The sequence below is a fragment of the Celeribacter indicus genome (assembly GCF_000819565.1).
Lineage (GTDB): Bacteria > Pseudomonadota > Alphaproteobacteria > Rhodobacterales > Rhodobacteraceae > Celeribacter > Celeribacter indicus.
Window position 1 is genome coordinate 2484942 of the sequence record NZ_CP004393.1, and the last position, 21485, is coordinate 2506426.

Annotated in this window: 25 protein-coding genes and 1 other RNA gene; 9 read left to right on the forward strand and 17 right to left on the reverse strand. The window is 67.9% G+C overall.

Annotation, left to right across the window (positions count from 1 at the left end; all coding sequences use genetic code 11):
• Positions 1-495: 495 nt before the first annotated feature.
• The 4 genes from P73_RS12550 to P73_RS12565 form a co-directional block, all read right to left on the reverse strand.
• A complete protein-coding gene (locus P73_RS12550) occupies positions 496-1032 on the reverse strand; it encodes a GNAT family N-acetyltransferase (RefSeq protein WP_052453242.1) in 537 nt (178 codons plus the stop codon).
• A 119-nt stretch (positions 1033-1151) separates the two neighbouring features.
• Positions 1152-2159: a Fe(3+) ABC transporter substrate-binding protein gene (locus P73_RS12555; protein ID WP_043869818.1), complete on the reverse strand. Its 1008-nt coding sequence runs from the start codon at positions 2157-2159 to the stop codon at positions 1152-1154.
• Positions 2160-2219: 60 nt separating this feature from the next.
• Entirely contained in the window at positions 2220-3086 is an 867-nt protein-coding gene (gene mazG / locus P73_RS12560) for a nucleoside triphosphate pyrophosphohydrolase (protein ID WP_052453573.1), read from the reverse strand.
• Between the two features lie 37 nt (positions 3087-3123).
• The gene (locus P73_RS12565) at positions 3124-3459 is read right to left on the reverse strand and encodes an MmcQ/YjbR family DNA-binding protein (RefSeq protein ID WP_043869819.1); all 336 of its coding nucleotides are present in this window, start codon (positions 3457-3459) and stop codon (positions 3124-3126) included.
• A gap of 187 nt (positions 3460-3646) precedes the next feature.
• Between P73_RS12565 and cysS the strand changes: the two genes are divergently transcribed.
• The 3 genes from cysS to P73_RS12580 all read left to right on the forward strand — a co-directional run bounded on the left by cysS (position 3647) and on the right by P73_RS12580 (position 7540).
• Positions 3647-5017 carry a cysteine--tRNA ligase gene (gene cysS / locus P73_RS12570; RefSeq protein ID WP_043869820.1) on the forward strand — a complete coding sequence of 457 codons (1371 nt, stop codon included), beginning with the start codon at positions 3647-3649 and terminating at the stop codon, positions 5015-5017.
• 115 nt (positions 5018-5132) lie between these two features.
• The gene (cimA, locus tag P73_RS12575; protein ID WP_043869821.1) at positions 5133-6761 is read left to right on the forward strand and encodes a citramalate synthase; all 1629 of its coding nucleotides are present in this window, start codon (positions 5133-5135) and stop codon (positions 6759-6761) included.
• Positions 6761-7540, forward strand: coding sequence for a squalene/phytoene synthase family protein (locus P73_RS12580; RefSeq protein WP_043869822.1), 780 nt, complete (start codon positions 6761-6763; stop codon positions 7538-7540). Before cimA ends, P73_RS12580 begins: the two co-directional genes overlap by 1 nt.
• Here P73_RS12580 and P73_RS12585 read toward each other — a convergent pair.
• The 10 genes from P73_RS12585 to P73_RS12625 all read right to left on the reverse strand — a co-directional run bounded on the left by P73_RS12585 (position 7513) and on the right by P73_RS12625 (position 15322).
• Entirely contained in the window at positions 7513-7746 is a 234-nt protein-coding gene (locus tag P73_RS12585) for a ribbon-helix-helix domain-containing protein (RefSeq protein ID WP_043869823.1), read from the reverse strand. The two genes, P73_RS12580 and P73_RS12585, sit on opposite strands and share 28 nt — an antisense overlap.
• Positions 7743-7925, reverse strand: coding sequence for a DUF4169 family protein (locus P73_RS12590; RefSeq protein WP_043869824.1), 183 nt, complete (start codon positions 7923-7925; stop codon positions 7743-7745). The genes P73_RS12585 and P73_RS12590 overlap by 4 nt, the downstream gene beginning before the upstream one ends.
• A 29-nt stretch (positions 7926-7954) precedes the next feature.
• Positions 7955-8929 carry a serine hydrolase domain-containing protein gene (locus P73_RS12595; RefSeq protein WP_043869825.1) on the reverse strand — a complete coding sequence of 325 codons (975 nt, stop codon included), beginning with the start codon at positions 8927-8929 and terminating at the stop codon, positions 7955-7957.
• A gap of 168 nt (positions 8930-9097) precedes the next feature.
• A complete protein-coding gene (gene fumC / locus P73_RS12600) occupies positions 9098-10492 on the reverse strand; it encodes a class II fumarate hydratase (RefSeq protein ID WP_043869826.1) in 1395 nt (464 codons plus the stop codon).
• 121 nt (positions 10493-10613) lie between these two features.
• On the reverse strand, positions 10614-11171 hold the full coding sequence (locus P73_RS12605; RefSeq protein WP_043869827.1) for a class I SAM-dependent methyltransferase: 558 nt from the start codon (positions 11169-11171) through the stop codon (positions 10614-10616).
• Between the two features lie 133 nt (positions 11172-11304).
• Positions 11305-11802, reverse strand: a complete 498-nt coding sequence (locus P73_RS12610; protein WP_043869828.1) for an SspB family protein — start codon at positions 11800-11802, stop codon at positions 11305-11307.
• Between the two features lie 115 nt (positions 11803-11917).
• Complete coding sequence (gene chrA, locus P73_RS12615) at positions 11918-13186, reverse strand: chromate efflux transporter (protein ID WP_043869829.1); 1269 nt, start codon at positions 13184-13186, stop codon at positions 11918-11920.
• 99 nt (positions 13187-13285) lie between these two features.
• Positions 13286-13711 carry a nuclear transport factor 2 family protein gene (locus P73_RS12620; RefSeq protein WP_043869830.1) on the reverse strand — a complete coding sequence of 142 codons (426 nt, stop codon included), beginning with the start codon at positions 13709-13711 and terminating at the stop codon, positions 13286-13288.
• Positions 13712-13851: 140 nt separating this feature from the next.
• Positions 13852-14201, reverse strand: a transfer-messenger RNA (tmRNA) gene (ssrA, locus tag P73_RS25015).
• 80 nt (positions 14202-14281) lie between these two features.
• On the reverse strand, positions 14282-15322 hold the full coding sequence (locus tag P73_RS12625; protein WP_043869831.1) for an extracellular solute-binding protein: 1041 nt from the start codon (positions 15320-15322) through the stop codon (positions 14282-14284).
• Between the two features lie 281 nt (positions 15323-15603).
• Between P73_RS12625 and P73_RS12630 the strand changes: the two genes are divergently transcribed.
• Entirely contained in the window at positions 15604-16428 is an 825-nt protein-coding gene (locus P73_RS12630) for a sulfite exporter TauE/SafE family protein (protein WP_043869832.1), read from the forward strand.
• Positions 16429-16504: 76 nt separating this feature from the next.
• Here P73_RS12630 and P73_RS12635 read toward each other — a convergent pair whose 3' ends face one another.
• From P73_RS12635 to ccmI, 3 genes are read right to left on the reverse strand one after another with little or no spacing between them, the layout of a single operon-like run.
• Entirely contained in the window at positions 16505-16744 is a 240-nt protein-coding gene (locus P73_RS12635; RefSeq protein ID WP_043869833.1) for a DUF1289 domain-containing protein, read from the reverse strand.
• Positions 16745-16768: 24 nt separating this feature from the next.
• Positions 16769-17242, reverse strand: a complete 474-nt coding sequence (ruvX, locus tag P73_RS12640; protein ID WP_043869834.1) for a Holliday junction resolvase RuvX — start codon at positions 17240-17242, stop codon at positions 16769-16771.
• Positions 17239-18474 (reverse strand): c-type cytochrome biogenesis protein CcmI, encoded by a 1236-nt coding sequence (gene ccmI, locus P73_RS12645; RefSeq protein ID WP_052453243.1) that lies wholly within the window; start codon positions 18472-18474, stop codon positions 17239-17241. The genes ruvX and ccmI overlap by 4 nt, the downstream gene beginning before the upstream one ends.
• Before the next feature lie 292 nt (positions 18475-18766).
• Between ccmI and P73_RS12650 the strand changes: the two genes are divergently transcribed.
• The 5 genes from P73_RS12650 (at position 18767) to P73_RS12670 (ending at position 21347) form a co-directional block, all read left to right on the forward strand.
• On the forward strand, positions 18767-18973 hold the full coding sequence (locus P73_RS12650; protein WP_043869836.1) for a hypothetical protein: 207 nt from the start codon (positions 18767-18769) through the stop codon (positions 18971-18973).
• Positions 18974-19093: 120 nt separating this feature from the next.
• Positions 19094-19693 (forward strand): superoxide dismutase, encoded by a 600-nt coding sequence (locus tag P73_RS12655; protein ID WP_043869837.1) that lies wholly within the window; start codon positions 19094-19096, stop codon positions 19691-19693.
• Positions 19674-20645, forward strand: a complete 972-nt coding sequence (locus P73_RS12660) for a metallophosphoesterase (RefSeq protein WP_074742985.1) — start codon at positions 19674-19676, stop codon at positions 20643-20645. The genes P73_RS12655 and P73_RS12660 overlap by 20 nt, the downstream gene beginning before the upstream one ends.
• Before the next feature lies 1 nt (position 20646).
• On the forward strand, positions 20647-20871 hold the full coding sequence (locus tag P73_RS12665; protein WP_043869838.1) for a hypothetical protein: 225 nt from the start codon (positions 20647-20649) through the stop codon (positions 20869-20871).
• Positions 20868-21347, forward strand: a complete 480-nt coding sequence (locus P73_RS12670; protein WP_052453245.1) for a baeRF12 domain-containing protein — start codon at positions 20868-20870, stop codon at positions 21345-21347. The genes P73_RS12665 and P73_RS12670 overlap by 4 nt, the downstream gene beginning before the upstream one ends.
• Positions 21348-21485: the final 138 nt, after the last annotated feature.

Sequence of the window (21485 nt, forward strand, 5' to 3'; positions counted from 1 at the left end):
CTCGATCCGCAAGCGATGCGCTCCGCTCCGCGGCGTGGACCGCTGCGCGCCCCGCAGGCGATCTGCTCTGAGCCGGGGAGCATGGACTGCTCCCCTCCACAGCCGGCGCGGAAGACTCTCCTCCACAAGCCGTGGCTGCGATGCACCATCGGCCGCGCCAACCGACTGGCCCACCCTTTCATCCACAAACGGTGCGCTCTCTCATCCGCAAGCGATGCGCTCCGCCCCGCGGCGTGGACTGCTCCCATGCACAGGCGGCGCGCTCCGCTCCGCACTGGGATGCAGGCTCTGCCCCAAGGCTGGCGCGCCGGGCGGTGTGCTCCGCTGGCGCCGTCCTCGACTTCTGGACCACACGGCCGGATCAGCAACACCCGGATCCATGGGCGTCGCATGCGACAGACCGCGACCTGACCGACCTATGAGCCGCCCCGCGTGCGCGCGCACTTCGGTCCATTCGGTCCATATGCGACGCAGTCCGATCCGCGGACGGCGCGCTCAGACGGCGAGGGCCACCGCCTCCGCTCGCCGGGCGCGGAAGCCGAACTCGACCGGCGCGCTGCCGCGGTGCAGCCGCGACAGGGTGGCGGGGGAGACGGACAGCCGGGCCGCAGGGCCGAGCGTCGCCGCCGCCTCCTGCGCGGCGGTAAGGAGGGCGCGGCCGATCCCGTGGCCGCGATGGTCCGCGCGCACGAAGAGGTGCCGCAGCGACAGGCCGGTCCTGCCGCCGGGGCGTCCGAGCGTGCCGGTGAGCACGGCATAGCCGAGATAGAGGCCCTCCGCCTCGGCCACGATCAGTTGCGCCCAGGGCGCGTCGGCAAAGACGAGGTCGATCAGCGTCGCCTCGTCGAGCCGGAGGGGGTCGGGATGTTCCGCGGCGAAGGCGGCGATCAGCTTCGCCAGATGGGGCAGGTCTTCCGCACGGGCAGGGCGGAGGACCAGGGGTCGGAGGGGGGACAGCGTCGTCACGGGAGTCGTCATGGCATCCGTCGTCATGGCATCGGGCATCGCATAGGCGGGCATCGCATAGGGCATTTCAAAAGGTCCTGCTTCCTTCACGGCAACACTACCTCTGAAACCTTAAGAACGGGTTATTGTGCCCGTGAATTTTTCATGACGGCGGAACGCTGCCGAACGTCGCCGCGGCCGGCCCGTCAGCCGTCGTAATCCACCTCTTCGGTCAGCCGCAGCGCCGCGCCGCGCTGCGTCGCGATCTCCATCAGGTTCAGGTTGTCCGGCGTGAAACTGCCCCAGCCCGCGACGAGCTCCGACGGGGCGGCGCCCGGCGCGATCGGATATTCGGAATTCACCTCGGCATAGATCTCCTGCGCCTCCGACGAGGTCAGAAACTCAATGAAACGAATGGCATCCTCGGTGTTCTTCGAGGCTTTCGTGAGCGCGACGCCGGAGATGTTCACATGGGTGCCGCCGCCCTCGACGTCGAAGACGGGGAAATCGAGGCGCACGCTCTCCGCCCAGTCCTTCTGGTCCGGATCGGACAGCATCTCGCCCATGTAATAGGTGTTTCCGAGCGAGATGTCGCATTCGCCGGCCCAGATCGCCCGGACCTGCGCGCGGTCGTCACCCTGCGGCCGGCGCGCGAGGTTGGACTTGAGCCCCTCGAGCCAGGCCTTCGTCTCCTCCGGCCCGTGATGGGCGAGATAGGCGGAGGTGAGGCCGATCATGTAGGTGTGAAGCCCCGAACGGGTGCAGATGCGGCCCTCCCATTTCGGGTTCGCGAGATCCTCGTAGGTGGTGATCTCCCCCTCCGGCACGCGCTCCCTGGAGGCATAGACGATACGCGCGCGCGTGGTCAGGCCCCACCAGTGGCCGTCGGGGTCGTGGAAGGCGGGCGGCACGTTCCGTTGCAGCGTCTCCGTCATGAGCGGCCGGGTCACGCCGGCATCCACCGCCTCGGAAAGGCGCGCGATGTCCACGGTCAGGATCACGTCGGCGGGGGAGCGGTCGCCCTCCGCCTTCAGCCGTTCGACCATGCCCTGTTCGAGAAAGGCGACATTGACCTTGATCCCGGTCTCCGCCGTGAAGGCCTCTGTCAGCGGCGCGATCAGCTCCGGCTGGCGATAGGAATAGACGTTCACATCCGCCAGCGCCGGCGCCGCGGCAAGGGTCGTGGTGACGAGCAGGGCCAGTCCGCAGCGCATTTGCGTCTCCTGTCTGTGCGGGTCCGTTTCCTGCGGTTAAATCCGACAATTTTCCTTGGGTCAACTGCGATCGGGGCCCGGTTCCGGGGCGGCGGCGGGCGCGTCGGGGCGGCCGCCGGCCTTCTCCGCCGCCTTCGCGGCATTCCAGAGCGCGTCCATCTCCGCAAGGTCGCTGTCCTGCGGTACCTTGCCCAGGTCCGCAAGAGCGTCCTCCACCGCATTGAAACGTCGCGTGAATTTCGCGTTGCAGGCGCGCAGGGCCTCCTCCGCATCCACGCCCAGGTGCCGGCCGAGATTGACCATGACGAAAAGGAGATCGCCGAATTCCTCGAACACCTCCGCCTGCGTCAGCCGGTCGCGCGCCTCGGCGAGTTCGGCGGCCTCCTCGCGGATCTTGTCGAGCACATCGGCGGCGTCGGGCCAGTCGAACCCGACCCGCGCGGCGCGCTTTTGCAGCTTCTGCGCGCGCATCAGCGCCGGCAGCCCCATCGCCACCCCGTCGAGCACCCGCGTCTCCCCGCGCCGGGCGCGTTCGGCGGCCTTTTCCCGTTCCCAGTCCACCGTCTGCTGTTCGGGCGTCTTCGCATTGCTGTCCTCGCCGAACACATGAGGATGTCTGGAAATCATTTTATTCGCAATGGATTGCGCGACGTCGTGAAAGTCGAAAAGACCCTTGTCGGCGGCGATCTGCGCCTGAAAGACCGACTGGAACAAAAGATCCCCGAGCTCGGATTTCAGATCCTCCATATCGCCGCGCGCGATGGCGTCGTCGACCTCATAGGCTTCCTCGATCGTGTAGGGGGAGATCGTCGCGAAATCCTGGGCGATGTCCCAGGGGCAGCCGGTCACGGGATCGCGCAGCCGGCGCATGATTTCGAGGAGCTGGTCGATGCCTTCGGGCAGGTCGTGGATGGGATCGCGTGTCATGGGGCCAACCTGCCGCGTTGCCGGGGCGAAGTCCATCTCACTTGATCGCGTCCCGCGTCTTTTTCGGGAGTTTCGAGACGATCAGTTCATAGGAGACGCGGATCCGGTGTGCGACCTCCTCATGCGGCTGGTCCCAGCCGAGCAACACCCAGCTCCGGTGGAAATAGGGCGCCTTCTGCCCGACGTCCGCGTCGATCAGCATCTGCGCCGTCTCGACGTCCGGCGTCTTGACGCAGACGCCGAGATCCATCGCGCCGATGGCCGCGAACATCTTTCCGCCGACCTTCCACGCGTCATGCCCGCCGCCCCAGGGGTCGGAGACTTCGGCACCGGGAAAGTCCCGGCATATGGCGTTCACCTCGTCACGGGTCATGGCCGGAGTGTGGCGCGACGATGGGGGCTATGCAAGTGCGAAGGAGCGCGCTACAACGGCGCCATGACCAACCGCGGCATCCTCATCACCTGCTGTATTGTCAGCTGACAACGTCACGCGGGCCGGTCTCTTTTCACCTGAAAACGAAGCTGATAAAGCCCGCGGGGACAGCCCGAAGGGACGGCTTATGACCGAGATCAAGCTCACCAACTCGAAGACCCGCCGCAAGGAGATCTTCACGCCGATCGACCCCCGCAACGTGCGGATGTATGTCTGCGGTCCGACGGTCTATGACCGCGCCCATATCGGCAATGCGCGGCCGGTGATCGTGTTCGACGTGCTCTACCGGCTGCTCCGCCATGTCTACGGCGTCGATCACGTCACCTATGTGCGCAACTTCACCGATGTCGACGACAAGATCAACGCCAAGGCCGCCGAGACTGGCCGCCCGATCCGCGAGATCACCGACGAGACGACGCAGTGGTATCTCGAGGACATGCGCGCCGTGGGGGCGCTCGACCCGGACGAGATGCCGCGGGCGACGGAGTATATCGGCGCGATGATCACGATGATCGAAGGGCTGATCGCGGGCGGCCATGCCTATGAGGCGGAGGGGCATGTGCTCTTCGCCGTCGAAAGCTACCGCGATTACGGCAGGCTTTCGGGCCGGTCCATCGACGACATGATCGCCGGCGCGCGGGTGGAGGTGGCGCCCTACAAGCGCAATCCGATGGATTTCGTGCTCTGGAAACCGTCCTCCGGGGATCTGCCCGGCTGGGACAGCCCCTGGGGGCGCGGGCGTCCGGGCTGGCACATCGAATGCTCGGCCATGTCCTATGAATTGCTCGGAGAAACCTTCGACATCCATGGCGGCGGCAACGACCTGATGTTCCCGCACCATGAGAACGAGATCGCGCAGAGCTGCTGCGCCCATCCGCAGGGCGGTTTCGCGCGCTACTGGCTCCACAACGAGATGTTGCAGGTCGAGGGCAGGAAGATGTCCAAGTCACTGGGCAATTTCTTCACCGTGCGGGACCTGCTCGACGGCCACGACGGACTGCCGGGCGTGCCGGGGGAGGTGATCCGCTTCGTGTTCCTCTCGACGCATTACCGCAAGCCGATGGACTGGACCGCGGAGAAGGCGGACCAGGCGAAGGCGACGCTGAGGAAGTGGCGCAGGATGACGGAGGGTGTGGTGCCGGGAGAGCCCGCGCCGGAGGTCGTCACCGCGCTGGCGGACGATCTCAACACCGCGGGCGCGATTTCCGTACTGCACGGGATCGACCATCCGGCGGTGCTGCTGGGGTCTGCCAACCTCCTCGGCCTTCTCACCCCTGACCTCGGCGGCTGGGAAGACGCGGGCGTGGACCTTACGTCCTATGCCGACCGTCTCTCCACCCTCCGCCAGACCGCCATGGAGACCAAGGACTTCTCTGCCGTGGACGCGATGAAAGCCGCGCTTCTCGAGGCAGGCGTCGAGGTGCGCATGTCGAAGACAGGTGTCGCGCTGGAGCCGGGGCCGAATTTCGATGCGGGGAAACTGGAGGGCTTGCTGTGACGGTTCGTTCAACAGAACTGAGGGCAGCGCCTCACCGGGCGGGCGCGACTGCGCCTGCCGGAGGGCAGGCAGGCGCAGCCCGTGGTTCCCACAGGCGAAATCAGGGACAGAACGAATGACCAGGGACCGCCTCACCCTCTACGACACGACGCTCCGCGACGGGCAGCAGACCCAGGGCGTGCAGTTCTCCACGCCGGAAAAGCACCTGATCGCCGCGGCGCTCGACCGGCTCGGCGTCGATTACATCGAGGGCGGCTGGCCCGGTGCGAATCCGACCGACAGCGATTTCTTCGCCGATGCGCCGCAAACGCGCGCCACCTTCACCGCCTTCGGCATGACCAAGCGTGCCGGGCGCTCGGCGGAGAATGACGAGGTGCTCGCGGGCGTGCTGAACGCCGGCACGCGGGCGGTCTGTCTCGTCGGCAAGACCCACGATTTCCATGTCACCACCGCGCTCGGCATCACGCTCGGTGACAATCTCGACAATATCGCGAAATCCGTCGCGCATGTCGTCGCGCAGGGCCGCGAGGCGCTGTTCGATGCGGAGCATTTCTTCGACGGGTACAAGGCCAATCCCGACTATGCGCTTGCCTGCTGCAAGGCCGCGCATGAGGCGGGCGCGCGCTGGATCGTGCTGTGCGACACGAATGGCGGGGCGCTTCCGGCCGAGGTGTCCCGGATCACCCGCGCGGTGATCGCGGCGGGGATTCCGGGCGACCGTCTGGGCATCCACACCCATGACGATACCGGCAACGCGGTCGCCAACAGCCTTGCCGCCGTCGATGCCGGCGCGCGGCAGGTTCAGGGCACGCTGAACGGGCTCGGGGAACGCTGCGGCAATGCCAACCTGACGACGCTCATTCCGACCCTGTTGCTCAAGGAGCCCTATCGCTCCCGCTTCGAGACCGGAGTGAGCGAGGCGGCGCTGCGCGGCCTCGTGAAGACCTCGCGCATGCTCGACGACATCCTCAACCGCGTGCCGCTGCGGAGCGCGCCCTATGTCGGGGCCTCGGCCTTCGCGCACAAGGCGGGGCTCCATGCCTCCGCGATCCTGAAGGATCCCGCGACCTACGAACATGTTCCGCCGGAGACGGTTGGCAACGCCCGCATCGTGCCGATGTCGAACCAGGCGGGGCAGTCGAACCTGCGCGAGCGGCTGCGCGACATGGGGCTCGCCGTTCCCGAAAAGGCGGATCTCGGCCGCATCCTCGAGCGGATCAAGACGCGCGAGGCGGACGGCTACAGCTATGACACGGCGCAGGCCTCCTTCGAACTCGAGGCGCGGCGCGAACTCGGGCTCATGCCGGGGTTCTTCGAGGTCGAACGCTATCGTGCCACGGTCGAACGGCGCCGCGACGCGCGGGGCAATCCGGTGCACCTCTCCGAGGTGACGGTGGTCGTGAACATCGCGGGGGAGCGGCATCTGTCGGTCTCCGAAGGCATCATGGCCGACGGCAGCGACGGCGGGCCGGTCCACGCGCTCTCCAAGGCGCTGATGAAGGATCTCGGCCCCTATCAGGACCTGATCGGGGACATGGAGCTCGTGGATTTCAAGGTGCGCATCACCAACGGCGGCACCGAGGCACGCACCCGCGTCGTCATCGACCACGAGGACAGCCTCGGGCGGCGCTGGTCCACGGTGGGCGTGTCCTCGAACATCATAGATGCGAGTTTCGAGGCGCTGCTCGACGCGGTGCTGTGGAAGCTCGTGTCCGACGGGGCGCGGGTGCCGGGGGCAGCGTGATGAGCGTTCAGGCCTGTGCGGAGATCGTGGAGAAGGGCGACGCGGAGCGGTTCCGCGCCACGATGGCCGCGCCGGTGGCCGCGCGCGAGGTGCTGTTCCCGATCCATGCCTTCTGCCTCGAGGTCGCGAAGGCGCCCTGGGTGACGCAGGAGGCGATGATCGCGGAAATGCGGCTCCAGTTCTGGCGCGACGTGTTGCAGGAGCGGATCGACGGCAAACCGCCGCGCGCCCATGAGGTCGCGGACCCGCTCTCCGTCGTGCTCGACGCGGATTCGGCCGCGGCGCTCGATCGCGCGGTGGTGGCGCGGCAATGGGACATCTATCGCGATCCGCATGAAGATGAGGCGGCGTTCCGGCGCTATCTGCACGACAGCTACGCGCTGCCGATGACGGTTGCGGCGCGGCGGCTCGGCGCGGCTGCGGATCTGACCGCGGATTTCGACCGGCTCGGCTTTGCGGGGGCGCTCGGGCGCTACCTGCTGGCAATCCCGGCCTTGCAGGAGGCCGGGCGCGTGCCGCTCGTCGACGGGCGGCCGGAGGCGGTCGCGGCGCTGGCGCGCGAGGCGCTGGAGGCGGCGCGGGAGGCGGCGGTGCGCATCGGACGGTTGCCCGCGGCGACCCGTGCGCCGATGATCGACGCGATGATGCAGATCCCGCTCCTGCGGCAGGCGGCGCGCGATCCCGCGGCGGTGGCCGAGGCACGGCTGGGGCAGGGGCCATTCCGGCGCGCCTTGCGCCTCAGCCTCGTGTCTCAGGCGCCTGCCTGGAATTTTTTCTGAGTATAATCAAGGACATACACGCGGATCGCGGAGGCAAGCCCGCTCTCGGTGCCGCGCGTCTCGTCGATTTCCGCGGCGAGCACGTTGATCGGCAGGTCGCGTTCCTTCGCGATGGCGCGGAAGGCGCGCCAGAACGGCTCCTCGAGCGACACGGAGGTGCGGTGCCCGTGCAGCGTCAGCGACCGTTTCACCGGGCGCGCGTTCATTCCGGCGTGTCGCGCCTGTGGGCGTCGAGCGTGGCCCTGGCCCTGGCCGTCTGCGCCTCCTCCAGCGCCTTTTGCGCCTTCGTGCGACCGAATTTCACGGCATTGCCATCGGCCTCGGCGCGCCTTTCGGCGCGGGCCTTTTCCTTGCGGAAGCGGTTGAGATTGGTCACGGTGCTCATGAGGTGGGATGATACCACATCGCGCGGCCTCACGCCAGTGCCAGCACCGGCCCCTCGAGCAGCGCCATGAGATCGCCGAAATAGCCCTCGGACCGCGCAGGCTGGCTCGGGTCGGAGGTGATCGCGACGGCGAGCTCGAGTTCGGGATGGCAGGCGATGATCTGGCCTCCGTAGCCGCGCGCGAGCGCATAGCCCGTGTCGGTCAGGAACCAGCCATAGCCGTAGGACATGCCGGAAAAGGGCGAGCGCGTGCGCGGTTCGAGCGAGGCGGCGACCCAGTCCGCCGGGATCACCTGTGTGCCGTTGTAGCGTCCGCCGTCACGCATCATCACCGCGATCCGCAGCATCGCATGCGGGGTGAGCGCCATTTCGTTGCCGCCGAGGTAATAGCCCTGCGGATCGCGGATCCAGGCCGGGATCTCGATGTCGAGCGGGTCGGCCAGGATCCGGCGCATCTGGGCCAGGAGCGTTTCGCCGGTCGCCTCCGCGAGCGCCGCGCCGAGCACATGGGTGGTGCCGGTCGAATAGAGCATCCGGCCGCCGGGCTCGGCCTCCATCCTGCGGCCGAGCGCATTGGCGACCCAGTTGCTGGAACTCACCCAACTGCCGTAATTCGGTCCCGAGGTGCGTTCGAGCCCGGCGCGCAGGGTCACGAGGTCTTCCATCGTGATTGTGCCGACCTTCGGCAGCGCGCCGGCGGGAATGAGGTCGGGCGCCACCTCGGACAGCGGCGCCTCGATGCTCCCGATGACGCCGCGCGAGAGCGCATCGCCGAGGCAGAGCGCGACGAGGCTTTTCGAACAGCTCTTGATATTGGCGAGGCCGCCGAGGCCGGGGCCGCGCGGGGCCTCCGAAAAGATCACCTCGCCGCCGCGCTGCACCTGCACCGAGTGAAGTTGTCCGAGGCCGGCGACCGCTTCCGGAAGGGGGACGCTCGGCTGTGCGGAAGCCGGCCGGACAAAGGGCAGGGCGAGGGCGGCGGCGAGGATCTGGCGGCGGTTCATTCCGGCAGAGTGCCACGTTTGTCTTGCGGGAGGGAGTCACACCCGCTCACGAAGCGATCACTGTGCCGCGGGTGAAAATCGGGGCGGTCCGCGAACGGCGCGTCCCGGAATGACGAAGGCGGCCCGAGAGCCGCCTTCGCAGGATCCGTTTGGGGCAGGGGCCCCCGGTCAGTCGTTCGGCCCGATCATCAGCTCCGGGCGCACCACCTCGTCAAAGGTCTTCTCGTCGACGAAACCGAGGGCGATGGCCTCCTGTTTCAGCGTCGTGCCGTTCTTGTGCGCGGTCTTCGCGACCTTCGTCGCGTTGTCATAGCCGATCGTCGGGGCGAGCGCGGTCACGAGCATGAGCGATTCATGCAGAAGCTTCTCGATCCGCGGCTCGTTGGCCTCGATGCCCACCACCATGTTGTCGGTGAAGGCGGAGGCGCTGTCGCCCAGAAGCTGCATGGATTGCAGCACGTTGTAGGACATCATCGGGTTGTAGACGTTGAGTTCGAAATGGCCCTGCGATCCGGCGAAACCGATGGCGGCATCGTTGCCCATGACATGCGCGCAGACCATGGTCAGCGCCTCGGCCTGGGTCGGGTTCACCTTGCCCGGCATGATCGAGGAGCCGGGTTCGTTTTCCGGCAGGATCAGCTCGCCCAGGCCGCAGCGGGGGCCGGAGCCCAGAAGGCGGATGTCGTTGGCGATCTTGAAGAGCGAGGCGGCAACGGTTTTCAGCGCGCCGGAGAACATCACCATCGCGTCATGGGCGGCCAGTGCCTCGAACTTGTTGGGGGCGGTGACGAAGGGCAGGCCGGTGATGTCGGCCATGTTGGCGGCGACCATTTCGGCCCAGCCCTTTTTCGTGTTGAGCCCGGTGCCGACGGCGGTGCCGCCCTGCGCCAGCTCGTAGATCGCGGGCAGGCACATCTCGACGCGCTTGATGCCCATGCGGACCTGATGCGCATAGCCGCCGAATTCCTGGCCGAGCGTCAGGGGGGTGGCGTCCTGCGTATGGGTGCGGCCGATCTTGATGATGTCCCTGAAGGCCTCGGATTTCGCCTCGAGCGCCTCTGCGAGCTTGGTCAGGCCCGGCAGAAGCACGTCGCGCGCCTGCATGCCGATGGCGACATGCATCGCGGTCGGGAAGGTGTCGTTCGAGGACTGGCCCATGTTGCAGTGATCGTTCGGATGGACCGGCGCCTTCGAGCCCATCTCGCCGCCGAGCATCTCGATCGCGCGGTTGGAGATCACCTCGTTGGCGTTCATGTTCGACTGCGTGCCGGAGCCGGTCTGCCAGACGACGAGCGGGAAGTTGTCGTCGAACCTGCCTTCGATCACCTCACCGGCGGCCGCGATGATCGCATCGGCGATCTCCGGCTCCATCGTGCCGAGCTCCCTGTTGGCCATCGCGCAGGCCTTCTTGATCACGCCGAGCGCACGCACGATCGGAACCGGCTGCTTCTCCCATCCGATCGGGAAGTTCATGATCGAACGCTGGGTCTGGGCACCCCAGTATTTGTCGGCGGGAACTTCGAGCGGGCCGAAGCTGTCGGTTTCGGTGCGGGTCTCGGTCATCGGGGATCTCCCTGGCTTTACCAAACGTCGCCTTGGCTATAGAGCCTCGCCCGCGCCCATGCAATGTATACCGAAGCATACACGGCCGCTGTTTGCGCTAAATCCCACCCCCTTTGGCGGGTTATGCGGGCTTGCGGCGATATTCGAAGATCCGCGCGGGCGGGAGATTGGCCCAGACCGTGCCGCGCTTCACCGAGACGAGCCCGAGCTCGGCCTGCATCTCAGGCGTCACCGGCGAGCTGTTGGCATAGGTGATCTGGGTGAAGAAACCGTCCTGCGCCATGACCCGGAAGGCGCGGCCCACGACCGCACGCTGGAGCGCGGGCTTCGCGAGCACGGGCACGCCGGAGACGACCGCGCCGACCTCGGAAAGCCCGGCCTCCGCGATGTCCTCGGCGGGACGGTCGAGCACCCGCACGCCGGGGAATTTCTCCCGCAGGTCGGTGCAGAAGCGCGGGTTCAGCTCGAAGATCGTGAGGCGTTCCGGGGCGATGCCGCGGGCGAGGATCGCACGGGTGAAGGCGCCGGTGCCCGCGCCGATCTCCACGATCGGCCCGCGCACCGCCTCGAGCCCTGCGGTGATCAGCCGTGCGGCCCCGGAGGAGGAGGGCGCGATGGCGCGCACCTCGCCCGGATTGCGGATCATTTCTCCCAGGAACACGGCAAATTCAGGCGGCATCGCTTCCTCCGGTTGGCGCAAGTGCGACAGACATGCGATGAACGCGGCGTCCGGGCAAGGGGCGTTGAACCGCCGTTACCGAAACTTCATGGTCCGGTCCCTGCGCCGTCTCCCCGGCGGCAGGCGGCGGGGATCACTTGCGGAACTTGTCGAGCGACACGATTTCCGCTTCTTTCGGTCCGGCGGGTTTGTCGTCCTCGTCCTTCGGCGCAAAGGCCTTCACCTCCGCATCCTGCGGAAGCTCCTCCTCGTCCTCGTCGATCTCCTCCGCGTCATATTCCTGCGTCTCGAAGCGCAGCCCGAATTCGACCGAGGGGTCGACGAAGGTGCGGATCGCGTCATAGGGGATGTAGAGCGGTTCCGGGCTGTCCCCGAAATTGAGGGTGATGGCGAATCCGTCGGCGGAGACCTCGAGATTGTCGAACCAGTGCTGGATGACGATGGTCATCTCCTCGGGATAGCGGTCCGACAGCCAGTCGGCGAGTTCCACGTCGGGATGCATCGTGTCGAAGGTGATGAAGAAGTGATGGTCGCCCGGCAGTCCCTCCTGTGCGACCGCGGCCAGCACCTTGCGGATCAGCCCGCGCATGGCCTCGTGCATCAGGTTCCCGTAGTCGATGGTTTTGGCCATCCGAGCATCCTTTCCTTTATCCTCGCGGAAACGCCGGGACGGTGGCCCCGCACGGCCGCCTGACGCGCTCCCCTTTCGGGCAGCATACGAGATTCTGCGGGTAAGGAAAGAGGGGTCAGCCGGGCAGGTGGAGCGCGAGCCCGGCCAGGGCGGCGAGGCCGAGCGTGGCGCCGAGACCGAGCCGGAGAGCGAAGAGCGAGACCGCCGCCACGGCCAGGAGGAGCAGCGCCTCGGGCCGGAGGCTTTCGGGATGGGGCAGCGTCATGTGGACGGGGCCGAGGGCGAGGGGACCGGTTTCTGCGAACAGCAGGTGGAGCGCGAACCACCAGGCCAGCGCGGCGATGACGCCGACCACGGCGGCGGTGACCGCGGACAGGGCGGCCGAGAGCCGGGGGCGGGTCGCGATCCAGTCGACATAGGGGGCGCCGGCGAAGATCCAGAGGAAGCAGGGGACGAAGGTCACCCAGAGCGTGAGCGCGGCCCCGGCCAGCCCGCCCCAGGGGCCGAGCGGGGCGGCGGCGAGATAGCCGGCGAATTCGGTGACGAGGATGAGCGGTCCCGGCGTCGTCTCGGCAAGGCCGAGCCCGTCGAGCATCGCCTCGGGCGTGAGCCAGCCCTGGCGCGCCACGATCTCCTGCGACATGTAGGCGAGGACGGCATAGGCGCCGCCGAAGGTGACGACCGCGAGGCGGGAGAAGAACAGCCCGATCGCGAGCAGCCGCTCCTGTCCGGCGAGCCACAGCCCGGCGAGGGGCAGGGCCCAGAGCGTGCCCCAGAGGAGGAGCGTGCGCGGGAGATGGCCGGTGGCGGGCGGCGGAACGGGGCGTCGCGGGGCCGGGGCGGCCCGCAGCGCGCCGAAGGCGGCCGCCCCGGCGACGATGAGCGGGAAGGGCACGGCGAAGACGGTGAGCAGCAGGAAGGCCGCGATGGCGAGCGCCCGGCGGTCGCGGCGGCCGAGCGATGTGCGCGCGAGGCGCAGGAGCGCCTGGAGCACGATCACCACGACCGCCGCCTTCACCCCGGAAAACAGCGCCTCGGAGAGCGGCAACTGGCCGAAGCGCGCGTAGAGCGCGGCGAGCGCAAGCATCACGAGCGCGCCCGGCGCGACGAAGAACAGGCCCGCGGCCACGCCGCCCGGCACGCCGCGCAAGCGCCAGCCGCAATAGGTGGCGAGCTGCATCGCCTCGGGTCCGGGCAGCATCATGCAGAAGGAGAGGGCGGAGAGAAAACCCTCCTCCTTCATCCAGCCTCTCCGGGTGACGAGTTCGTGGTGCATCACCGCGATCTGTGCGGCGAGCACCGGCGGGGAGAGCCGGCCGATCCGCGCGAAGGCGCGGACAAACTCGGGCAGGGGGATGGACGGGGAAATCGGCCGGGGCGTCATGAGGCGCTCGCAGGGGAAGAGGGTCCGGCCATCGTAGCGGGGCGCAGCGCGGCGTCAATGGCGCCTTCCTCCGCGCGAGGCGCGGGCGCGCCGCCGGGATCACCGCAGCTCCTCCCCCGCGAGGCACAGGGCGATCGTGTCGCGGGGCAGGTTGCCCATCTGCTCGAAATAGCTCAGCAGGTCGAAGGCGTTATGCGCCTCGACGATCTTGCCGTGGCGGGTCCGGATCATCACCTGGCCGGAGATCGAGACGGGATTCATGTCCTCCGCCCGCCGGGCGCGGAGGGTCATGCGCATCCAGGCACGATCGCCCAGTTCCATCGCATCCTCGACCTCGAAGGAGATGTCGCGCAGCCGCAGCAGAACCGCGGGGATGAGGGCGCGGAAATCCTCGAGCTCCGTCGCCAGGTCGGACATCAGCCCGCCCGCGGAGGCGTCGCGCTCGAAATACTCGTCGAGGCCGGAAAGGTCGCCCTTCACCCAGATGCGTTCATACCATGCCGTCAGAAGCTCGAGCCCGGTCACGGCGGCCTCCTTTCCACTCCGTTCCGGCTGCGAGGATGGCAGGCGGATCTGAAGAAAAGGTTGACGCGCCGCCCGCAGATGCCGTCGCCCCGCGCGCGTGCGATCTCGGGAGGTCCGTCGGTGTCGGGAGAGGAGGGGGAAGTGCAGGCTTCTGTTGCCAGGTGCCTGCGAACCCCGCCTGGCCTTGCTAGAGGTCAGGACTTAGATTTCGGTCTTTCGCACCGCATCAAGCGGCGAGAGCAACCGGAGCACGATTGTCGTTGGCAATTGTACTTTGTGAACCGATAACGGTGGTATCTCACCGGGACAAAGCCACATCTTTAGACGTCCGTCGATCCTGTTTCGGCCCCATGATCCCCCAACGAGGGTGTTTGGTGGAGCCGCCGGGTACCGCCCCCGGGTCCGATCCGCTTATTACATGCGCGTTTATGTCCATAGCCCCCGAGGGGACATGCCATAATTAGGCGAATGCGCGCCCGGTTTCAAGGGGCGCCGACGCGCGGGACATGCAAAACGCCGCGCTCCGGGGGAGGCGGCGTTCCGGTGGTTTTTCGGCGGTCGGTCAGCAGGTTAGAAGCCGGCCTTGATCTTCTCGAACTCTTCGGACTGCTTCTCGCGCAGCTCGACGGGCATCGGGAGCTGGGCGAGCACCGGCACGTCGATCGGTTCGAGCCCGCCCTCGATCAGCGCCTGTTCCCCGAGGCTCTGGAGCCCGTCGGTGTTGGAAATGCCGTAGCCTTCCGACATCAGCGTCTCGGCGTTGGAGGCGTCGAGGAAGCTGTTGAGGAAGTCATAGGCCTTCTCCTCCGATCCCGGTCCGTTGCGGAGGTTCACGTAGCCGCAGAGCCAGAGCGAGGAGCCTTCCTCCGCCTCGCGCTGAAAGCCGATGGGGAAGCCTTCCTCGGCCATCGTCGGCAGCGTCTCGTTCCAGGCCCAGGCGACGAGCACCTCGCCCGTCGCGAGAAGCTGTGCGAGCTCGGCCGGATCGGTCCAGTAGGTGCGCAGGTTCGGATGCACCTCGCGCAGCCAGTCGGAGGCCGCCTGGAACTGTTCGTCGGTCGCCGCGGTCCAGTCGGTCGTGCCGGTGGCGAGATAGGCGAGCGCATAGGCGTCGTCGACATTGTCGGGGAGCGTCATGCGGCCGGCATATTCGGGATCCTTGAAGACCTGAAGCGTGGCGACCGCCTCCTCGGGCACGTCCTCGGTGTTGTAGGCGATGGCGGTGGAGCCGAAATCGGTGGGGATGAAATAAGTGCTCTCGGCGGCGACGTCATTGCCGAGCAGATTGCTGTCGAGCTTCGAATACTCGGTGATCTTCGACGTGTCCCAGGGCTCGAGAATCCCGCTTTCCTCCCATTTCATGACGGAGCCCGCGCAGACATGGCTCACATCCGCCTTGAAACCGGAGACGAGCTTCTGGAGCGCCTCGTCTTCCTCCCCGAAGAAGGCGAAGGAGGGCTGCTGACCGTTCTTCTCCTCGTATTTCGTATGGAAGGCGGGGTTTTCGAAGCCGGAATAGTCGAAAACCAGAAGATCGGGATCCTCGGCCGTCGCGGCACTGGCAAGCGCGCCGAAGGCGGCGGTGCCGAGGAGGGTCTTGAGCGGGGTCATGTGGTCGTCTCCCTGAAATGGACCGGTGTCGGGATCTGACGCTAGCACGGGTTTTGCGCCGCGCAAGAGCCCGTTGGCGCGCCGTCGCCCGAAAAAGACGCGCCTGCTTGATTTTCGACCAGATCGCCCCATCCCGCCGGCGCGGCCGTGGCGGCGGCGCGGCCCTGTGGCGGCCGGGCGACGGCATGGCGGGCAAAGCGGCGGGTCCGGCGCGCGGGCTCTGGCCAATCCCCGGCGGGAGGGCTAAGCCTGCCGGGCCTGTTCCAACCCGGAGACATTCCATGCCCGATCTCGCCACCCTGCTGCCCTTCGCCCTGCTCATCGCCGTGATCGGTGCCTTCGCGGGCGTGCTCGCGGGGCTCCTCGGCGTCGGCGGCGGGATCGTGCTCGTGCCGGCCTTCTACTACGCCTTCGCGGGGCTGGGCTATGACAGTCCGCAGCTCATGCAGATCTGCCTCGCCACCTCGCTCGCCACCATCATCGTCACCTCGATCCGGTCGGTGATGTCGCATCACCGCAAGGGGGCGGTGGACTGGGCGATCCTCAGGAGCTTCGCGCCCGGCATCGTCGTCGGGGCGGTGATCGGCGTGCTGGTCGCCTCCTCGCTGCACTCGGCGACGCTCCAGGCGATCTTCGGCGCGGTCGCGATCTTCATCGGTCTCTACATGACCTTCGGCAACGCCGCCTGGCGGCTGGGCGAGGAGATGCCGAAGGGTGTGGTGCGCATCGTCGTCTCGCCGCTCATCGGGTTCCTGTCGGTGCTCATGGGAATCGGCGGCGGCTCCTTCGGCGTGCCGACGATGACCCTCTACGGCGTGCCGATCCACCGGGCGGTGGCCACGGCCGCCGGATTCGGCGCGGTGATCGCGATTCCCTCCGTCATCGGCTTTCTCTTCGTCACGCTGCCCGACGGCGTCGCGCCGCCCTTCACCATCGGCGCGGTGAATGTCGCGGCCTTCGCGCTGGTGATCTGCATGACGCTGCTGACGGCACCGCTGGGCGCGCGGATCGCGCATGCGATGGACCCGAAGCCGCTCAAGCGGGTTTTCGGCCTGTTCCTCATCCTCGTCGCGCTCAACATGCTGCGCAAGGCCTTCATGGGCTGAGCGGTCGCGGGCCGAACCGTCGGAGCCGAGTATTTGAACAGCAAAGGAAATCCCGTCTCCTTTGCTGTTCAAATACTCACTTTTCCATCCGTTTCAGCCGCGCCGCCCGTCCACCGCGGCGTCCCGTCGGTGCAGGCGTGCGGCCCGGCAGGTCGGCCATGATCGCGCGCCGTTCCTCGGGGCTCATCCGCGACCAGCGGCCGATCTCCTCGCCGGAGCGGGCGCAGCCGAGGCAGAGCCCCGTCTCGGGGTGGATCTGGCAGATCTTGGTGCAGGGGCTCTCGATCTCGTCGCGTTTCCAGATCTCGTCAGTCATGGCGCGGCTCGGGGCTCATCGGGGTCAGAGGTTCCGCAGCCGGTCGAGCGCGCCCTGGAGGATCACGCCCGCGGCCACCTGGTCGATCCGTTCGGCGCGCCTGGCGCGCGACAGGTCGGCCTCGAGCATCGCACGTTCGGCCATGACGGTCGAGAGGCGTTCGTCCCAGAAGGTCATCGGCAGGTCGGTCAGCGCGGAGAGGTTGCGCGCGAAGGCACGGGTCTTCTGGCAGCGCGGCCCCTCGGAGCCGTCCATGTTGCGCGGCAGGCCGAGGACGATGCCGCCGACCCCGCGGTTCGCGAGCAGGGCGAGCAGCGCCTCCGCGTCGAGGGTGAATTTCCTGCGCCGGATGGTGGTCGTGGGCGAGGCGATGCCGCGCAGCACGTCGGAGATCGCCACGCCGATCGTCTTGTCGCCGAAATCGAGCCCGGCGAGCGGTGTTCGCGGCGGGGTGGCGGCGCGGAAGGCGGCGAGATCGTCGGTGACGAGCGCGGTCATTCCGCCACCCCGGCGCGTTCCGCACCCGCGCGCACGGTGGCCAGCGCCTCGGGCATGGCGGCGAAGATCACCTGTGCCTCGCCCCAGATCGCCGTGGCCCGCTCGGTCTCGCCCAGCATGCCGAGCGAGGAGATGAGGCGCGACCATTCCTCGGGGCTGCCGCCCTCGCTGGCGAGGCGGGCGGCGAGGCCGTCGACCATGCCGCGGATCATGTCCTGGCGCTCTTCGGGGGTCATGTCGGCGGTGGCGTCGATATCCTCCTGGGTCGGGCCCGCGAGCCCCTCGCCGGCGGGGGCGGGGGGCAGGGTGTAGCCGATCCCCGCGGCGCGGGCGACCGCCTCGATCTGCGCGCGGATCGGGCCGACCCAGGGATCGGTGGCGGCGGAGCGGTTGAGCAGCGGCTGCCAGAGGCGGAAGGCCATGTCCGGCCGGTCGGACTGGACGAACATCAGCCCGGAGTAATAGAGGGCCGTGCCGTTCTGCGGGTCGCGTTGCAGCGCCCTGGTCAGCGCGTCCTCCGCCTCGGGCGAGACATAGCCGTTCGCCGCAAGGATCATCATGTCGGCCAGGTCGGCGTAATCGGCGGCGGTGGCGCCCGCGCCCTTGATCCGGATCACCTCGCGCTGCGCCGCGTAGGCGGCGCGGTAATGGCCCGCCACCGCCTCGTTGCGCGCCAGCAGGATGTGGCCGCGGAGGTCGTCCGGCCGCGTCTCCAGCGCCGCGCGGAGCTGGACCAGGAGGTCCTCGAGCCGCGGATCGGGCGCTTCGGCCGGCGGCGCGTCGGGCAGGCGTTCCTCGACCTGCGCCTGGGAGGGCCGGTTCTCCCGCCGCGCCTCGGCCAGGGCGAGGCGCCGGGTGAGCGGCAGGTCCTCATAGGCGGGGGCGCCGAGATCGGTGTAGAGCCATGCGCTGCCGCCCAGGACCAGCGCGGCGAGGACGAGCGCGCCGACGAGCGTGCCGCGGACGGGCCGCGGGCCGCGGGTGTCGCGCGTCTTGTCGGCCTCGAGCAGGCGCCGGGAGATCTCGACCCGCGCCCGCTTGCCGTCCTCGGCGGAGATCACGCCGCGGGCGAGGTCGCGGTCGAGATCGCGCAGCTGGTCGCGATAGACCTGGAGTTCGAGATCGGCCGCCGAGGCGGTGCTGTCGAGGATCCCGCGCCCGCGGCGCAGCGCCAGGGCGATCGGGGCCACCGACAGGAGGGCGAGGCAGAGGGCGATGATCCAGAAGGTCATGGGGTGGTCCGTCGATATCTCAGGGTCTGGAGGAGAGGTTTATCCGCCCGCACCGGCCCGCGAAACCCCCAATGAGGCAGGTGTGACGGTTTGGCCCGGCCGTTCCGCACCCCGCGGCGTGCCGCGCCGCCCCGGCGGGATCGTGCCGGCCGCCGTGACATATCGCCCACACCCAACCCGAATGTGAACAGGGGCGGCGTGGTGAGAGGGAACCTGCCGTCGCGGAACACGTTGGACAGGTAAGCAAGTGTGTCCCATCGGCGGGACCACGGGGATCATGAAAGGATGCAGCATGAAGAAAGGAGACAGCCTGTCTGGCGAAGGTGCCAGCTACGCGCTGCTCGTCAGTGCGCTGCTGGTGATCCTGGCCGGGCTTGCATGGTACGCGATCACCGGCGGGGAGCTCCCCGCGCAGGCGGAACCCGCGGCGGGGCCGCAGAGTGAGGCCGCCTATCAGACCGGCTATGGAGACATGAACCGCGCGGCGGTATCGCGCTGAGGCGCATGTGCAGGGGCGGAGTTTTGGAGGCGAATCCGGAACTTCGCCCTTGACCCGGCGGGGCGGTCGGATCACCTATTACCCGACAGAAACGCAAACTTCTGAAAATGGAGGCCCAACATGGCATTCGAACTTCCCGATCTTCCCTACGCCCACGACGCGCTGGCCGATCTCGGCATGTCGAAGGAGACGCTGGAATATCACCATGACCTGCACCACAAGGCCTATGTCGACACCGGCAACAAGCTCGTCGCGGGCACCGAGTGGGAAGGCAAGTCGGTCGAAGAGATCGTGAAGGGCACCTACGAGGCCGGCGCCGTCGCGCAATCGGGGATCTTCAACAACGCCTCGCAGCACTGGAACCACAGCCAGTTCTGGGAAATGATGGGGCCGGGCGAGAGCAAGATTCCGGGCGAGCTCGAGAAGGCGATCACCGAAAGCTTCGGCTCGGTCGACAAGTTCAAGGAGGATTTCGCGGCGGCCGGCGCGGGCCAGTTCGGCTCCGGCTGGGCCTGGCTGGTGAAGGACAGCGATGGCGGCCTCAAGGTCACCAAGACCGAGAACGGCGTGAATCCGCTCTGCTTCGGCCAGACCGCGCTTCTGGGCTGCGACGTGTGGGAACATTCCTATTACATCGACTTCCGCAACAAGCGCCCGGCCTATCTGTCGAACTTCCTCGACAAGCTCGTGAACTGGGAGAATGTCGCCTCCCGTATGTGAGGAGGGCGCGCTGGTGCTGACCGCGCTGATCACGGGGCTGGGGGGTCTTCTCCTCCTGGCCCTTTTTTATGCCTTCTGGATCGAACCGGCCTGGCGGCTCCGGGTGAAGCGCTATGAGCTCGACCACCCGATGTGGGCGGGGCGGGCACCGCTGCGGATCGTGTTCATCGCCGATCTGCACGCGGGGGCGCCGCATATTCCGCTGTCCCGCGTGCGGCGAATCGTGCGGCGGGCGAATGCGCTCGAGCCGGATCTGGCGATCCTTCTCGGGGACTATTACGCCGCGCATGGCTGGGTCTGGGGGCGGATGACGAAACACGACATCATCGGCGCGCTGAAGCCCTTTACCGCGCGGCATGGCACCTTCGCGGTGCTCGGCAATCACGACTGGTGGCAGGACGAGGCCGCGGCGCGGGAGCGCCGGCCCTGCGAGGCGCAGATCGCGCTGAGGGATCACGAGATCCCGCTGCTCGACAACGAGGCCGCCCGGATTGTGCACGAGGGGGGCGATTTCTGGCTCGCCGGTCTCGCGGACCAGCGGCCGCTCGACGACGATCCGAAGACCGACGGATTCGACGATATCGACGCGGCCTTCGCGCAGATCCCGCCGGATGCGCCGGCCATCCTGCTGGCCCATGAGCCGGACCTCTTTCCGAACGTGCCGGAGAACTGCATCCTCACCCTCTCGGGCCATACCCATGGCGGCCAGATCCGTCTCGGGCAGCGTTCGCCGGTGATCATGGCGGCGGAGACCGAAACCTATTCCTATGGCCGCTATGTCTCGGACGGGCGGACGATGATCGTTTCCGGCGGAATCGGCTGTTCCGAACTGCCGGTGCGGGTCAACATGCCGCCCGAGATCACCGTGGTCACGATCCGCGCCCCGGCGCGGCCGGCGCGGAACGGGCACGGCCCGGCGCGCGTTGGGTCCCCGGACAGAAAGGAGGCCTGACATGGCAGAGCGCAAGAGGTCCGCGGACGGAACACGCGAAACGGAGAGGCTCACCGGCACGCCCGGCGAGGCTCCGGCACAGGGCGGCCGCGAGGGCGGCACGCTCGGCGCCCGTGTGGGCACGCGCGACGAGGCAAAGGCCGTCGAGCAGGGCACCCCGACCACCACGCGGGTGCGCAAGTCCGACGAGATCGCCACCGGCACCGAAAAGGAGACCGACAGATGACCATCCTCACACAGGGCACCTGGGTTCTGATCGCGGACGGGGAGAAGGCCCTGTTTCTGCGCAACGACCTGGACGCGCAGACGCCCGACCTGAATGTCGTCAAGATCGAGACGCAGGAGAATCCGCCCGACCATGAACAGGGCGCCAACCGTCCGGGGCGGATGAACGACAACGGGCCGGGGCAGAAATCGGCCTTTGCGGACACGGACTGGCACGAACTGGCCAAGGAGCGTTTTGCCGCCGAGGTCGCCGCGATCCTCTACAAGGAGGCCCACAAGGGGCGGTTCGAGCGTATCGTGCTCGTCGCGCCGCCCGCCACGCTCGGGGAGTTGCGCGACCATCTTCACAAGGAAGTGGCCGACAAGGTGGTGGCGGAACTGCCGAAGACGCTGACGAACCACCCGCTCGACAAGGTCGAGGAGCTCCTGAAGAAGGAATTCGGGCCGGGCGAGACCGGACGTACCCCGGTGATCTGACGGGGATCGGGCGCGCGCGGTCCCGCCGGGCGGAGAGGGCGTGCCGGGGGCGGCGCGCCCTTTTCCTGTGCCGGTCGCGGCGCGTTGCGGTTTGCCCGCTCCCCCCTGTGCGGTTTTCGTGGCTTGCGCCCGCCGGCC

Coding starts and splice junctions, on each gene's coding strand:
- ccmI (WP_052453243.1), bottom strand. CDS start 18,474: ATGACCTTCTGGATCATCGCCCTCTGCCTCGCCCTCCTGTCGGTGGCC.
- fumC (WP_043869826.1), bottom strand. CDS start 10,492: ATGACCGAGACCCGCACCGAAACCGACAGCTTCGGCCCGCTCGAAGTT.
- P73_RS12605 (WP_043869827.1), bottom strand. CDS start 11,171: ATGCCGCCTGAATTTGCCGTGTTCCTGGGAGAAATGATCCGCAATCCG.
- cimA (WP_043869821.1), top strand. CDS start 5,133: ATGACCAGGGACCGCCTCACCCTCTACGACACGACGCTCCGCGACGGG.
- mazG (WP_052453573.1), bottom strand. CDS start 3,086: ATGACACGCGATCCCATCCACGACCTGCCCGAAGGCATCGACCAGCTC.
- P73_RS12595 (WP_043869825.1), bottom strand. CDS start 8,929: ATGAACCGCCGCCAGATCCTCGCCGCCGCCCTCGCCCTGCCCTTTGTC.
- P73_RS12580 (WP_043869822.1), top strand. CDS start 6,761: ATGAGCGTTCAGGCCTGTGCGGAGATCGTGGAGAAGGGCGACGCGGAG.
- P73_RS12650 (WP_043869836.1), top strand. CDS start 18,767: ATGAAGAAAGGAGACAGCCTGTCTGGCGAAGGTGCCAGCTACGCGCTG.
- P73_RS12610 (WP_043869828.1), bottom strand. CDS start 11,802: ATGGCCAAAACCATCGACTACGGGAACCTGATGCACGAGGCCATGCGC.
- P73_RS12655 (WP_043869837.1), top strand. CDS start 19,094: ATGGCATTCGAACTTCCCGATCTTCCCTACGCCCACGACGCGCTGGCC.
- P73_RS12660 (WP_074742985.1), top strand. CDS start 19,674: ATGTCGCCTCCCGTATGTGAGGAGGGCGCGCTGGTGCTGACCGCGCTG.
- P73_RS12565 (WP_043869819.1), bottom strand. CDS start 3,459: ATGACCCGTGACGAGGTGAACGCCATATGCCGGGACTTTCCCGGTGCC.
- P73_RS12635 (WP_043869833.1), bottom strand. CDS start 16,744: ATGACTGACGAGATCTGGAAACGCGACGAGATCGAGAGCCCCTGCACC.
- P73_RS12670 (WP_052453245.1), top strand. CDS start 20,868: ATGACCATCCTCACACAGGGCACCTGGGTTCTGATCGCGGACGGGGAG.
- P73_RS12590 (WP_043869824.1), bottom strand. CDS start 7,925: ATGAGCACCGTGACCAATCTCAACCGCTTCCGCAAGGAAAAGGCCCGC.
- cysS (WP_043869820.1), top strand. CDS start 3,647: ATGACCGAGATCAAGCTCACCAACTCGAAGACCCGCCGCAAGGAGATC.
- P73_RS12585 (WP_043869823.1), bottom strand. CDS start 7,746: ATGAACGCGCGCCCGGTGAAACGGTCGCTGACGCTGCACGGGCACCGC.
- P73_RS12550 (WP_052453242.1), bottom strand. CDS start 1,032: ATGCCCTATGCGATGCCCGCCTATGCGATGCCCGATGCCATGACGACG.
- P73_RS12625 (WP_043869831.1), bottom strand. CDS start 15,322: ATGACCCCGCTCAAGACCCTCCTCGGCACCGCCGCCTTCGGCGCGCTT.
- P73_RS12555 (WP_043869818.1), bottom strand. CDS start 2,159: ATGCGCTGCGGACTGGCCCTGCTCGTCACCACGACCCTTGCCGCGGCG.
- P73_RS12665 (WP_043869838.1), top strand. CDS start 20,647: ATGGCAGAGCGCAAGAGGTCCGCGGACGGAACACGCGAAACGGAGAGG.
- P73_RS12630 (WP_043869832.1), top strand. CDS start 15,604: ATGCCCGATCTCGCCACCCTGCTGCCCTTCGCCCTGCTCATCGCCGTG.
- ruvX (WP_043869834.1), bottom strand. CDS start 17,242: ATGACCGCGCTCGTCACCGACGATCTCGCCGCCTTCCGCGCCGCCACC.
- chrA (WP_043869829.1), bottom strand. CDS start 13,186: ATGACGCCCCGGCCGATTTCCCCGTCCATCCCCCTGCCCGAGTTTGTC.